This window comes from Lacrimispora brassicae, from assembly GCF_054772055.1.
Genome location: NZ_BRYH01000062.1, coordinates 187,592 through 201,680, shown reverse-complemented (window position 1 = coordinate 201,680; position 14,089 = coordinate 187,592). Strand labels below are relative to the sequence as shown.

At 46.0% G+C, this 14,089-nt stretch carries 13 protein-coding genes and 1 pseudogene; 8 read left to right on the top strand and 6 right to left on the bottom strand.

The features are described from left to right. On the top strand, positions 1-341 hold a 341-nt coding region (locus ACYVD3_RS26945; RefSeq protein ID WP_460645585.1), incomplete at its 5' end, for a hypothetical protein. Between the two features lie 184 nt (positions 342-525). After that, the gene (locus ACYVD3_RS26940; RefSeq protein WP_460645584.1) at positions 526-1,386 is read left to right on the top strand and encodes a class I SAM-dependent methyltransferase; all 861 of its coding nucleotides are present in this window, start codon (positions 526-528) and stop codon (positions 1,384-1,386) included. Between the two features lie 7 nt (positions 1,387-1,393). Here ACYVD3_RS26940 and ACYVD3_RS26935 read toward each other — a convergent pair whose 3' ends face one another. Continuing rightward, positions 1,394-2,431 (bottom strand): acyltransferase family protein, encoded by a 1,038-nt coding sequence (locus ACYVD3_RS26935; RefSeq protein WP_460645583.1) that lies wholly within the window; start codon positions 2,429-2,431, stop codon positions 1,394-1,396. Positions 2,432-2,566: 135 nt separating this feature from the next. Between ACYVD3_RS26935 and ACYVD3_RS26930 the strand changes: the two are divergent. The 3 genes and pseudogenes from ACYVD3_RS26930 to ACYVD3_RS26920 form a co-directional block, all read left to right on the top strand. Then, positions 2,567-2,713 (top strand): annotated as a pseudogene (locus tag ACYVD3_RS26930) (lipolytic enzyme, G-D-S-L); the annotation flags it as partial. A 222-nt stretch (positions 2,714-2,935) separates the two neighbouring features. Then, positions 2,936-3,403, top strand: a complete 468-nt coding sequence (locus ACYVD3_RS26925) for a hypothetical protein (protein ID WP_460645582.1) — start codon at positions 2,936-2,938, stop codon at positions 3,401-3,403. Between the two features lie 262 nt (positions 3,404-3,665). Then, positions 3,666-4,952, top strand: coding sequence for a S8 family peptidase (locus ACYVD3_RS26920; RefSeq protein WP_460645581.1), 1,287 nt, complete (start codon positions 3,666-3,668; stop codon positions 4,950-4,952). 130 nt (positions 4,953-5,082) lie between these two features. Here the strand turns inward: ACYVD3_RS26920 and ACYVD3_RS26915 are convergent, their stop codons facing one another. The 5 genes from ACYVD3_RS26915 to ACYVD3_RS26895 form a co-directional block, all read right to left on the bottom strand. Continuing rightward, complete coding sequence (locus ACYVD3_RS26915; RefSeq protein WP_460645580.1) at positions 5,083-6,162, bottom strand: MupG family TIM beta-alpha barrel fold protein; 1,080 nt, start codon at positions 6,160-6,162, stop codon at positions 5,083-5,085. Beyond that, on the bottom strand, positions 6,163-7,596 hold the full coding sequence (locus ACYVD3_RS26910) for a PTS transporter subunit EIIC (protein ID WP_460645579.1): 1,434 nt from the start codon (positions 7,594-7,596) through the stop codon (positions 6,163-6,165). Between the two features lie 60 nt (positions 7,597-7,656). After that, positions 7,657-8,550 (bottom strand): N-acetylmuramic acid 6-phosphate etherase, encoded by an 894-nt coding sequence (gene murQ / locus ACYVD3_RS26905; RefSeq protein WP_460645578.1) that lies wholly within the window; start codon positions 8,548-8,550, stop codon positions 7,657-7,659. Continuing rightward, positions 8,543-9,400 carry a MurR/RpiR family transcriptional regulator gene (locus ACYVD3_RS26900; protein WP_460645577.1) on the bottom strand — a complete coding sequence of 286 codons (858 nt, stop codon included), beginning with the start codon at positions 9,398-9,400 and terminating at the stop codon, positions 8,543-8,545. Before ACYVD3_RS26900 ends, murQ begins: the two co-directional genes overlap by 8 nt. Before the next feature lie 399 nt (positions 9,401-9,799). Beyond that, on the bottom strand, positions 9,800-11,473 hold the full coding sequence (locus ACYVD3_RS26895) for a DUF5722 domain-containing protein (protein ID WP_460645576.1): 1,674 nt from the start codon (positions 11,471-11,473) through the stop codon (positions 9,800-9,802). A gap of 309 nt (positions 11,474-11,782) precedes the next feature. Here ACYVD3_RS26895 and ACYVD3_RS26890 point away from each other — a divergent pair, with 309 nt between their 5' ends. The 3 genes from ACYVD3_RS26890 to ACYVD3_RS26880 all read left to right on the top strand — a co-directional run bounded on the left by ACYVD3_RS26890 (position 11,783) and on the right by ACYVD3_RS26880 (position 14,000). Then, entirely contained in the window at positions 11,783-12,394 is a 612-nt protein-coding gene (locus ACYVD3_RS26890) for a TetR family transcriptional regulator (RefSeq protein WP_460645575.1), read from the top strand. Positions 12,395-12,486: 92 nt separating this feature from the next. Further along, on the top strand, positions 12,487-12,627 hold the full coding sequence (locus ACYVD3_RS26885; RefSeq protein ID WP_460645574.1) for a hypothetical protein: 141 nt from the start codon (positions 12,487-12,489) through the stop codon (positions 12,625-12,627). Continuing rightward, positions 12,627-14,000: an MATE family efflux transporter gene (locus ACYVD3_RS26880; RefSeq protein ID WP_460645573.1), complete on the top strand. Its 1,374-nt coding sequence runs from the start codon at positions 12,627-12,629 to the stop codon at positions 13,998-14,000. Before ACYVD3_RS26885 ends, ACYVD3_RS26880 begins: the two co-directional genes overlap by 1 nt. Positions 14,001-14,089 lie beyond the last annotated feature (89 nt).

Genomic DNA, 14,089 nt, shown 5'->3' with positions numbered 1-14,089 from the left:
GCAAGGCGGGTCCAGTAAAACAGGACCCGCCCTTAATTTTCTTTCTATCATTAATTGCACCGGTTGTTACAGCACCGGTTGCCACAGCATCGATTACACCGGTTGCCGCATCCCCAGTTACATCCATTATTCCAGCCACAGTTGCATCTATTATTCCAGCCGCAGTTGCATCTATTATTCCAGCCGCAGTTGCAGCCGTTATTCCAGCCCCAGTTACAGCAGCCGTTATTAATTCCCCAGTTGCACCAGCGGTTGCAGCCACAGTTGCCTACAGAAAAACCCACATTAAAAGAACACATAAATTTTACACCTCATTTTTCAAATTATACTATATTATATAGGACATATAGACAAGGCGTGATTAAGGCCCTTTTTTCATCAATCCTCCGTACTTGACGCTCTTAGTTCCATCCAGTATAATCAAGGAAGTTCCATGGGCCTTTGGCTCATGGAACGGCTGATTGAGAGAATTATTTGACAAAACTACTATTATTGATTTTTTTTATGGAAAGGGCGGCACCAATTATGTGGATTGCAGACGGCTGGAAAGATTATGAAGTGATAGACTGTTCAGAAGGAGAAAAACTGGAACGCTGGGGAAAATATCTCCTTGTACGTCCAGACCCACAGGTGATCTGGTCCACTCCCAAGACAGAAAAAGGCTGGAACAAAATGAACGGCCACTATCACCGCAGCGCCAAAGGCGGGGGGGAGTGGGAGTTTTTTGACCTTCCGGAACAATGGACCATCAGCTATAGGGATCTGACCTTTCAGTTAAAGCCCTTCAGTTTTAAGCATACAGGGCTCTTTCCGGAACAGGCGGCAAACTGGGACTGGTTCAGTGAAAAAATAAAACAGGCCGGACGGCCTGTAAAGGTGCTTAATTTATTTGCCTACACAGGAGGCGCTACTCTGGCGGCCGCAAAGGCAGGAGCTTCCGTCACCCATGTAGATGCCTCCAAGGGAATGGTTGGCTGGGCCAAGGAAAATGCCCGTTCCTCCAATTTAGAGTCCGCTTCCATCCGCTGGATCGTGGATGACTGCGCAAAATTCGTAGAAAGAGAGATCAGAAGGGGAAGCCGTTACGATGGGATCATCATGGATCCTCCCTCTTATGGAAGAGGACCAAAGGGCGAAATCTGGAAGATTGAAGACTCCATCTATCCTTTTGTAAAGCTTTGCGCCCAGCTCCTGTCTGATCAGCCTCTGTTCTTCCTGATCAATTCCTATACCACCGGACTGGCTCCTTCTGTACTTTCCTATATGATTTCCACTGAAATCGGCGGAAAATTCGGAGGTACCGTACAGTCTGAAGAAGTGGGCCTGCCCGTAACCCGGACCGGACTGGTTCTTCCCTGTGGGGCTTCAGGCAGATGGTGGGCTTAAGGAAGGCTCACCGGCCTCCGTTAAGTAAATTCCACAAAACAGGAAGATACCGGCGCAGAAAGAGGCCGGCCCAGTAACTGAACATCACACATAGTACCGGCATAAGCAGGAAAAACCCAAGGGGCAGTGCCGGAAAAGCAGGGAGCAGCAATGCTCCCGTTTTATTTATCAAACGCACCATAGCGAAATGAACGGCATATAGAAAGAAATTCTGTTTCATCCAACCTTTCGCCTCTCCCAAAAGCCATTCCGGAACCAGAAGCCATAAGCCCACAGGAATAAAAAGACGGCAGATCACCGTTGTCGCAGCAACCTCCCCCTTAATGCTTCCGGGAAGATCCAGGCCTTTTATGAAAAGCCCGGCAGCCACAATGACAAGACCTGTGAGAAGGCGTTTCCGGCTCCATGGCTGTTCGGCAAACCTTCTCCCTAAAACCGCAGCAAAGGCGCCAAAGCTGTAATAAAAAAGGGCATCCAGATTAACAAAAGGCAAAGAAACACCGCAGTAAATTGCAGCCAGTGTTCCGGTCAGAAGCAAAATCCCTGTAAGCCTTTGCCGGATAAAAAGGTAAATCACCGGTGCCAGAAAAACCAAAATAATGAGCTGGTTCAAATACCAGAACACATAATTATACGTATAATGAAGGACTGCATCTGCTGCTACCGTAAAGTGAAAGGGAATCTTCCCCTTTCCGATAATTTCGGACACCACCGGCAGCCGGCTTCCTATGACATATCCAAGGTAATACAAAAGGTTCCATACGATATAGGGAACCAGCACGCTCCTGATCCTGGAATTCCATTTGATCCAAAGGCGGTCCATGGAGAAATTCCGGAAGAAAAGATAGGATGATATGAGAAAAAATCCAGGTACGGCAATCTGAGCCACCTGGTCTCCAAAAAAACGTTCCAGAGCGTAAATTTCAGAAGCAGCCCTGGTATTGCCCAGAAAAAGAACTGCATTGTAAGAATGGACCCATATGACCAGAACGCTGAAGAGGAATGTAAACCAGATGATCTTATTACGGAATCTCTTTTCTTCCATAGGCCCTCCTTTCCCCGCCTTTACCAGCAAAATTTAAAATAGATATATAGAATTATATTATCATTTGATGTCCAAAATGGCAACTACTGCTGAAGAACTCTTACGGTTCCATAAAAACAAAAAAAGCGGCAGAAAGCTGCACTTATGGGCTGCCATTCCTTTGATGCCAACACTGTGGTAAGGGAAAATAACCACATTGACTATATGCACTTAACCAAAGAAGGACATAAAGAACTGGCTTCGGCCCTGGCAGAGCGGATTCCCGGACTTCTTTCAGACTAATTTCAGTAAATAGTGCTATTCTTTTCTTATATAATTATACATCATTGTTGAATCGCTTTTTCAGATAACAAAAGGCTTCCGGCTTCTGATGGTTTATGGTGATCCTATTTTACCATGGGAGAAGAGAACATTTATATAAAAGATGTAAAAAAGCCAGTAAAACCAGGGGAGTTTGGAATTTAACAATTGCCTGTTATAAAATTACATAAGGAGGAAATAACCATGGGAATCTCAGGAATTTCAAATCCTTCATCCTATGAAGAATGGCAGCTCCTTCAGGCCCAGAAGGAAAAAGCACAGACAGACTCTGCAAAAACCGGTGCAGCAGAAACCGCCCAGATTGAGGCCATTGGAAATGAAGTCAATGGACAGACCCAGGACACCCGTACCGTAAGCTCTGACCGCATGGATACCATTGAAATCAGCAGCGAAGGAAGAGCCTTCCAGGAAAGTCAGACGGTTTCTAAGAACAAACCTGCTCCTTCGGCAAAGCCCGCCTCCCAGGCAGGAGAATCAGAAAGCGGGGACAGCAGCAAAGATCTCTCCACTCTGACCGAAGACGAAATCCAGAAGCTGGTAGATGCCGGAACCATCACACAGGCTGAAGCCAGTGCAGAGCTTGCCAGAAGAGAATCAGATAAAGCTCCAGAGGCAGAGTTGGATAAAAATCTACAGGAATTAGTTGAATAACAGAAGATGCAGACAATGCCCGGCCTCGGCCGGGCATTTCCTATATAAAATATTAAAATAATTTTCACATATTTTTTAATCTTCTGGCGTATGGTTTATGGTATAATTCTAAAACGAAGTATCAAATCCCGTATTGCCCCAAAAGCAGAAAATACAGTGTTAAAAGTAAATGTATTATAGTGTAGGACTAGCCAGTGAGCCGGCACTTTGATATAATAGGAACAATTTCAACGATTGTTTCAAATATAAGGAGATAGAAACCATGAAAAAAACAATTTGCGCTGCCTGTCTGATCCTCACCCTTCTTCTTACAGGCCTGCCCTGTTTTAACAGCCCTTCTTACGAGAAAGGCCCTGAAAAGACCTTCGCCAGCGCACTTCAGGCATATTCTTCCCACAGCGGACAAGAACTGCATGCTCTGGCCCTTGGCCCCGGCCTTATAAACCTATCCCCCTCAGATGAATTTTCCACCTACCAGTGGGGATTGAAAAATGACGGAGAATTCCGCCTTGTTGAGCTGAAATCCAAATTTCAAGCCATTGATAATATTTACGATGGGCGGAAATCAAACGCCGGCACCCCCGGTCCCGGAGACTATGAATCCACAGTGATCGGCGCTATCACTGGAATCGACATTAACATACAGCCGGCATGGAAGCTTTACGATCAGGCCGGGAACAAACGTTCCGTCACAGTTGCCATCATTGATACCGGCATTGATATTAACCATCAGGAGCTTAAAAATGCCATCTGGACTAATCCCGGGGAAATCGACGGAGATGGAATTGATAATGACGGCAACGGATATGTGGATGACATTCATGGCTGGAATTTCTACTCTGGGAACAACCAGGTCTTTACCGGCAGTGAGGACAGCCATGGAACCCATGCGGCAGGAACCATCAGCGCTGCCCGGGGCGCCTACGGCATTGCCGGAATCACGGATAATAACTACGTGAAAATCATGCCTTTAAAGTCCCTGGGAGGAGACAATGGGCTGGGATCTCCGGAAGCGGTGATCAAGGCCATCCATTATGCCGAAGCACACGGCGCTTCCATTTGCAATCTGAGCATGGGTACCACCGCCTACAGCGAGGAACTGGCCCAGACCATAAAAAATTCCGGCATGTTATTTGTGGTTTCCTGCGGAAACGGCGGGATCTCCGGACTTGGATATGACACTGACATCTATCCGGTTTACCCGGCTTCCCTTCCCTATGATAACGTGATTTCCGTGGCAAACCTCCTGTTTGACGGAAGATTAAGCAAGGATTCCAACTACGGCGCCACCAGTGTTGACATAGCAGCTCCCGGCAGCTATATTTTAAGCACAGTTCCCGGGGATTCTTACGGTTTTATGAGCGGCACTTCCATGGCAGCGCCAATGGTAACAGGCGTGGCCGCCATGCTCTATTCTTACCGGCAGGACATCTCTTTGTCTGATGTAAAAAATATTCTTTTAAATTCCAGCAGAAAGCTGGACACTCTTACTGGGAAAATGGTAAGCGGAGGACTTTTGGATGCTTATGGAGCTCTGACCTGGCAATAACGAAAAGAGCAGGACAGCTTGCAGAATATAAGGAAATGTTTTATTTGCATCAGCTAATAATATTATAAATGTTTAAAAAGTCTGTAAACCTGGATTAACCAGTGTTTACAGACTTTTTTCCTAACAATATTTAATATATTCTATTTATATCTTCCCCAGGCGTTTTTAATTTCACTCCAAGCCCTTTTTGAATATAGGGCAAATATTTTATATGAGTGTCTTGAACCTGCCCTATGATATTTACCCTGTCTTCCCCGGGCAAATCAACTCTGGCAATTTCAAGCTCTCCCATATACCTTAAGTAATCTTCATTGGAAATGCAGATACTTCCCTGCTTCCTCACCTGGGGCTGATTCTCCTTATGAGGCTTAATTTCCTGCTTAAACTGTCTCGATTCCTGGGAACGGATGACATATTCGCTGGAATCCGGCCTGTCGTGATGAATGATGTCTCTTACAAATTCATAAGAGGGAAGTATGTCTGCCTCAAGCTCTACATAATCATGACTTAAACATTGAATATCCTTCCAGTCCTTTTCTTCCACATCCACATCACCCACCAAAACCACATCACAGGAGCCTTCATAATAAAGCTCCAGCATGTTTAAAAGCACCTGGTCTTTCCTCTTTCTGTGCTCTTCCACCGTTGGAAGGCCTTCAAACAAAGGGCCTCTCAGCTCCAGATTCCCTGGCACAAAAGCCATGGTAGTGAAACCAAGATATTTTAGCCTTTGGTTCATTTCCTTTGTCCGTTTAAGGGACAGGGCCGTAAACTCCTTTGGATAAAAGTTATGGCATGCTGCAAATCTGGTAAAATCAGCCCCATACCTTTTCCACTCCAATAGTTCCTCCTCCATAATGGTGGAAGCATTAAACACCACATGAAAGTCTTTGGAGACCTGTACCGTCTCTTTGGCATCAAAGCCATAATCAAGGCGGACATGGGTGACCCCAAGGTCCTTTAGCTCTGAAATGCTGCTTGTTCCAAGCTTTTCCAAGGTTTCCGGGCCAACATCCACAATGAGATTTAACCCGCCTTCCCTGCACATGGCCAGGAGCTTTTGTACATCCGAGCGGTAATCCACTCCGGTCTCCTCGGGAATGTGGAGTGAAGTAAAAGCATACTTCACTCCGTTCTTTATGGCTTTTTTAATTAAGCGTTCACTTTTTTCCATTCCGTTTGAAAAATATATTGAGATTCCTGTATTCATTTATTCTCCATATACCTCGTTGATTCTGTCTTCATCCACCCCAACGAAATAAGTTAACAGGAAGCCGCCTGCATAAGCAATGAGCATGGATATTATGTAGCCAAGCTGCTGTCCCGGCTGGACAATCAATAAACCGAACAAGCCGGATACTCCCTGGGATACGGTACCAAGATGCATGAAAGCTGCAGCAGCTCCTCCAAATCCCGCACCGATACAGGCGGTGAGAAAGGATCTGCCAAGAGGCAGAGTCACAGCATACATCATAGGCTCTCCGATTCCAAGAATACCTACTGGAATGGAATCCCGGATATATCTTTTTAATTTAACGTTCTTTGTTTTTACATACAGTGCAATCCCGGCGCCCACCTGTCCGCCGCCTGCCATCATAAGGATGGGAAGGAGATAGTTGATCCCCTTTGTTGCGCCTTCCGGGTCATTTAACAGGGCATGGATGGGGGTGAGGGCCTGATGCAAGCCGACTGCTACCAGAGGAAGGAAGCCTGCCGATAAAATATATCCTCCCACAACGCCCAATTTTTCATATACAAAGCTTAATATGGCAAAGATCACCTTTGTTAAGCCTGCGCCCAAAGGCTGAATTATCAGCAGTGCAAGGATACCGCCAATGATAAGCACCAAAAGAGGGCTTACAAAGGTATCAATTAAGTCTGGCATGCGCTTTCTGATATTTTTTTCAAGAAAAGCAAAAAATGCACCTGCGATCAGCGCCGCTAAAAGGCCGCCGGAAGCCGGATTAAATACCGTATTGGTAATAGGAAGGAGAATCTGGGCATCTTTTACCGTGGCAAGCAGAGGCATCCCAGGGTTTGCAATGGACATGGCTCCTGCAATGGCTCCAAGAACGCCGGAACCGCCGAATTCCTTAGCCGCATTGTATCCAACCAGGATAGGCAGGTAGGCAAACAGAGCCCAGCCCATGGTCCGGATGCATTGATACCACCATACTCCTAAAAGTGTCCCGCCGGTAGAAACATTGATGACATTGCAGATACCGTTGATTAAACCTGCTGCAATGATGCCGGGAAGCAGCGCCACGAAAATGTTGGAAATCTTCTTTAAAAACCTCTGGACAGGCTTATCATATTTTGCTTTTTGAAGAGCCTTGTTCTCCTTTGCAACCTCATTGATGTCCTGTGCCGGGTCATTTTCCGCCTGGCCCTTTGCAAGCCCTGTAAGCTTGTAAAATTCGTCCAATACCTTATTTACTTTCCCCGGACCAAATACAATCTGGAGTGTGTCGCTTTCCACCACTCCAAGAACTCCCTCTACCTTTTTCACACCTTCAATATCAACCTTGGATGTATCCCTTAAGCCGACACGAAGCCTTGTCATGCAGGCAGCATTGGAAGTTATGTTCGCTTTTCCCCCAAGCAGCGTTAATAATTGTTCACTGATTTGCTTGTAATTCACCATATTCCTCCTTTTAAAAAATGATTAAGTCACTTGAAAAGAACCCTTAAAACTCCTTTCTTTTTATTTCAAAGCCTCTCGGATCTTCCCTCCGGCTTGTGATAACTTTTGTCTCGCTTCCTCCGGACCGCAATCCAGCAAAATCATGGCAACAGCCGTTTTAACATGCCCTTCTGCCTGCTTTAATACCTTTTCAGCCTGTTCCCTGCTGCATCCGGTGGCTGTTATCAGGATATTCTGGGACCTTACCACCAGCTTTTCATTGCTTTGCTTTACATCCACCATAAGGTTTTCATAAGCTTTCCCGATCCCCACCATGCTTCCTGTTGAGATCATATTAAGGATCATCTTTTGTGCCGTTCCCGCCTTTAATCTGGTGGAGCCAGTTAATACCTCAGGCCCGGTCACCGGTTCAATGGCAAGCTTTGCTGTTTTTCCTATATCAGAACCTTTATTACATGCAATGGCTACGGTATGACAGCCAGTTTTATTTGCATATTCAAGGCCGTAAATCACATAAGGTGTTCTGCCTGATGCCGCCAGGCCGATCACAATGTCCTTTGAGGTAAGGCTGATTTCCTTTAATTCTGCCTCACATAAGGTCTCACTGTCTTCGGCTCCTTCTACCGCCTCAACAAAGGCTTTTTCTCCGCCTGCGATCAAGCCTAGCACCAGTTCCCTGGAAACGCCGAAAGTGGGCGGGCATTCCACTGCATCCAACACTCCCAAACGCCCGGATGTCCCTGCACCGATGTATATGATACGGCCTCCTGCTTTCAGACTGTCTGTTGCCCATTCAATTGCTGTGGCAATCTGAGGCAGAACTTCCTCTACGGCTTTTACGGCCTTTTCATCTTCCTGGTTCATGACAGCCGCAATTTCAAGGGGCGTCATTTCATCCAGATTCATGGTAGCCGGATTCCTGGACTCTGTTGTCAGCACTGACAAATCAATCATGCTCTGTACTTCCTTTCTTCTGTATATAGTTTTTTGAAAACTTATTTATACATGTTTCATAATTTCTGTTCACATAAGCAGTAAAAAAAATGTCTATTACATTTAATTGTGAAATACGGGAGGACATGGCACCGCTTCGGTGTATCAGCTCTGTTGCCGCTACGGGAAGAACGAAATCTGCTTCCAAAGCCAGTTCCGATTCTACTGCCCTTGTTATGGCGATCACCTTTGCCCCGTTTCCTTTTGCTTCTTTTACACACTGGAGGATTTCTTCTGTAAGCCCTGAATAGCTGATGGCAATGGCCAGGTCATCTCTTCTTAAATTTCTGGCGGCCAGAAGCTGTGTATGCCAGTCATCGCAGACATTGCACATCACATCTGCCCTGAGGAGCTTCAAGTACATGTCTCTTGCAGCCAAAAGGGAGGTTCCCAGTCCAAACAATGTGACGCTTCTGCTGGTTTCCAAGAGCTTTACACATTCTGTCACAACCTTTGGTTCAATAAGCTTCTGGGTGGTTTCCAGGGATTCAATATTTTTCTTTGTGACCTTATAAATAATGTCCTCCATGGAATCTTCCCGGGTGATCTTTTGAAACGCAATATCCCTGCTCTCCCGGAATAAGGCCACCTCATAAGCCAGTGTGTTCTGAAAATCCTTATACCCCTTACAGCCCAGCTTCTTGCAGAGCCTTACAACCGTTGCAGGGGAGGTATAGGTCTCTTTGGCGATCTCCTTAATACTCTTTCTGAGAACCGATTCGGGATTTTTATGCAGCCTTTTTATCAGCTCTTTTTCCGCTTCTCCCGCATTTTGGATATAGCTGTCAATCCTTATAAGCAAACCCTTCATGTATTTCTTCTCCTTTCTGTAAAGCCAGAAGAAATTTTACAATTTTTTTACTTACCTGTATTCTAGCTTTGTTGTATTATTTTTTCAATATACTTGATAGTTTATGAAACTTATTTTCATCACATGATGTTTTACTTAAGATTTTTTTTGATATCACCTGATTCAGGAATCAGGGCAGAACAATTGCCCCGAAAAAAAACAGGAGGATGGGATCATTCCCCCTCCTCCTGTTTAAACAAGGAAAAACACGCTTTGCAAGTTTGTCTTAGTTACAGCGACATTCGTCCAATGAATATACAAGCATATTCGTACGGTTCACTGCTCCCGCAAATTATTAGACCGCCTTTAAAAATGCTTTAAAGGCGGTCTAAATGCTTAAATAAGCCAGATATTCAAATATTATTTCTCCAATGCTCTCCACCGGAAATTTGGAATGATATCAGACCATTTCTCAACTCCTATGATGGATTTGGCGAACTCCGTTGACTCCAGGGTGTATTTCTTTTTATCAATATCCCGGAACACCTGCCAGATCTTCCGGCGTTTTGTGGCTACAATATCATCGCCCCTGTTCATGGCACATTCCCAAAGTCCGAAGGATAAGCCGCTCCTCACTTCCAGAGGTGCATCCACCTGACGGCTTAAGATATAAGCGTCAATATAAGGATTGCTGTCCACCATGTAATAGGAATAAGCATAAGCGGCAGCCTGGATCTGGGCCACATTACCTCGTGACTGGCTGGTTGCCGTAAAGCCCTGCTCTGTCAGGATGATGTGGCGCACATGGCCGGCAGGAGCTTTTAAGGGATCCTGAGCCATATAATCTGTCAGAGTGGTAAGGTTTTTAAAGTTAATGACCGGTGAGTTATAATCATTGGTGATCAGCCCGGTCTGGTCATCATCCCAGAATTCCGGCTCTGTCATAGGGCAGGGATACGGATGATAGGATAAGCCCCAATCCATCTGCCCCTGTTCGTTGGCAATGGAATTAAAGGTATCTACAATGGCTTTTCCGCCGTATTTCACTTTATTATCGATCTCGTTGTTCCAGTTATAATCCAGAGAATAATATACTCTGTCATTGGCGCTGGTGCTCTTAATGGCTGTGTAGAAGATCCGGAAAGCATCCTGATACGCCTGCACATAGCTGTTAATATCCTTAGGTCCCATGTAATTCCACTGCTGGTTATTGATCTCATTTCCAATGATCCAGTTGGATATCTTTCCGTGGTTTGGGTTGGAACCGTTGTACCGCTCTGCTAAAAAGGACGCAATGGCTCTTGTCTGGTCCAGTCCTTCCTGGGTAGCCGGATTGAACATATAGTAAAATGCAGTGGCATTTTTCTTGGTTCCAGGATAGATCAGATTTGGTGCGGCGTCATTCCAGCCATTTAAAATAATGGCGGTTACCGTCATCCCTTTCCCGGATAAAGCGCTGATCGTCTCATCATAGCTTGTGATGGCATTCTTATCAAAGTGATAGGTCTTTCCATCGTACTGGTAATCGATTCCCTGGCCCAGGATCTGGTGGAAAGTGATATTGGTCGCAACGTGCTTCACCCCTAATTCAAAGGCATCTCCCAGCATGTTAAGCTGGATATTCAAGCCCTTCTTTGTAAGAGGATCATTAAATGGCTCGGTATTGGCCGCAACCATTTCAGGGTTTGTAATATAATGAGGTTTGCTGATTTCAATATATTTTGTTCCATCCCAGACCGCAATGACGAATTTGCTGTAAAGTCTGTCCTGAGCCGTATTGCGGTTCAAGGAAAATGTAAAGGTAACCTTGCCTCCCGGCGCTGACGAAGCCGCATAATCCGTTCTTCCGTCCAGATTATTCTGGTAAGGCTGCAGCTCTACCAGATAAAGGACGCCATCCGTTCCCGCCATATCGGCATTGCTTTCTGCCTGAACCGTTACGCTGTTTTTATCAGAATTGATCAGGCAGGACTGAATCGTCGCCTGTATTTTGGCCGTATCTGCATCTGCCAACGAAACAAAAGCAGAGGCACAGCATAAAATTGCAGCGGTAAAAAGTCCGATCACTGCCCTGCCTATTTTTCTTTCCTTCATTTTTCGCATCCCTCCATGTTGTCTTAATCAGGTTCCTTACAATGATAACCAATTTTCCTGCTTTTTACAATAACGTTTTTATTACGTATTCGTAAAAAAACCTTAAGGACCAAAAGCATCCGGCACACCGCCGGCCCTATGCTCACACTTCATTGCAGGATATTGAAAAAAGACGGAAGGTAAATGAGAGCCAAAAAACAGCAAAACTTCATATATAATACTTGGCAAATAAAAAATCACCTGTTAGACTGATAATTAAATTACCGATAATCTAATTATCAGTCTTATAACAGGAGGTGAAAGAAACAAATGTCCAAACCTGACCGTTCCATTGACCCCCGTATTCTAACCAGTGCAAAAAAAGTATTTTTAACACATGGATTCCAAAATGCATCCTTAAAGGAAATCTGCGACCATGCCGGGATCACCACCGGTGCCCTGTATAAGCGGTACAGAGGAAAAGAAGCCTTGTTTAACGCCGTAGTGGAGGATACGGTTGCTGCACTGAATGACTTTGTAGAACAGCGGTGCGCCTTAGAAGCCGGCACCCTGTCTGATGATGCATTGGTAAAGGCATGGGAAATGGACGAAAAAAACACGTTGGAGTATTTTCAATTTTTCCATGAATACAACGACGGCTTTATTCTGCTCTTAACATGTTCAGAGGGAACGGCGTATTCCAATTTCCAGCACGACTGGGTTGAGAAAATGACCGTAAAAACTTACGAGTATTTCCTGGAAGCACAAAAGCGGGGGCTGACCCACACTGACATCTCAATGGAAGAGCTGCATATCCTGCTTTCCGCATTCTGGACGACCATCTATGAGCCCTTTATCCACGGCTTCACATGGAAACAAATGGAAGCCCATTGCAAAATCATCTGCGGCCTGTTTAACTGGCATCAGGTTTTGGGGTTTTAGCGCCCTACAGATCCCCTCCCACGGAGGGGTTCCTATTTGCCTATTGGTTAGTTTTAACTAACTTACATCATATCATAAAGGAGGTAACGATCTTGTTTCAAAAAGTATTGGAATATGCCGGTGATTACCGCAAAACAACCTATAGGGCCATTGCCGCCCGGGAAAACAGCAGGGGCTGGGGCAGGATGGACGTACATAAGTGCTTACAAAGGATTGACAGGGAGGAATCATAATGAGTGACACAATCAAAGAAAAACAAAAGCAATTTATCCTGACCGGGGAGCTGTGGAAGGTTATGACACAGCTTTCCTGGCCGGCGGTGGTGGCAATGGTGTTCTATGGCTTCAATACCGTACTGGATGCCATTTTCGTGGGGCAGTTTGTTGGCGATACTGCCGTGGCAGGAGTTTCCCTGGCCTACCCCCTTTCCCAGATCAGTACTGCCTTCGGTTCTCTCATCGGCGTGGGCGCCGGTTCCGTGCTGAGCATTGCCATCGGCTCAAAGGACATACAGACCCAGGAACGGCTCATGGGTGTGGTAAACCGTTTATCTGTCATATGTGCCATTCTTTACATGGTTGTGTCCTTTGCATTTGCAAAGCCCCTCATCGCCATGATGGGCGGAACCGGCGAGGCTCTTGCCTATGGCGTCAGCTATTTCAGGATCTGCATTGTAGGCGCTTTCTTCTGGATCTATGGCCTTGCAGGCAACATGATCATCCGCGCTGAGGGCAGGATGAAAACAGCAGCATGGATGATGGTTGTAGGTCTTATTGTAAACGCCGTCTTCAACTACATCTTCATGGGAATTTTTGATATGGAGGTAAAAGGTGCGGCCTGGGGAACCAATGTGGGCATGTTTGCTTATACCCTGATGGGCTGGCTCTATTTCGGCCGGGGCAAAGCCACCTTCCAGGCAAAGCTTCTTTCACTGAAGGGGGACAGAACCATCACCACCTCTGTTTTACGCCTTGGCATGCCCTCGCTGGTAATGTCAGTCATGTCTCTGATTCAGGGCCTGGTGGTGTTCAACGCCCTGGCGCGGTACGGAACAACGGCAGACATCGCCTTTTACGGGGTGGTTTACCGGGTATTTCAATTCCTCCTTACACCCATTTTCGGATTGATGCGCGCCCTTCAGCCGGTCATTGGCATCAATTACGGGGCAAAGCAGTACCATAGGGTTATCCGCTCTTACAAAATTTTCGCCGCTGCTGCCCTGATCCTGACGCTGCCGTTCTGGTTTGCCTCACTTGTTGCACCAGGTCCGATCCTTGGCATCATGCTGAAGGACCAGGTGTTCACGGGCACCCACTTCCTGTATTTCAGGGTGTATATGGCGATTCTTCCTGCCTTATCCTTTATTTTCATGGCCATGACCTTATTCCCCTCTGTGGATAAGGGCAAACCCGCAATGATCATCGGGCTGGCAAGACAGTTTGTGTTCTATGTGCCGGTGATGCTGCTGCTGCCAAAGTGGATTGGCGTAGGCGGTGTATACTACGGCGCCCTGGGAATTGATGCCGTCATCGTCCTGTGGACGGTAATTCTTGTGAAAAAGGAGTTTAACAGCTTAAGGCACAGGCAGTCCCTACTGCAACAATGATTTACACTTCATGGGTAACCCATTGAAAGTATTTTCCCCATTTTAAAAGGCGGCTGCCGGCATTTTTCTGCCTCATCCGCCTTTTTTAT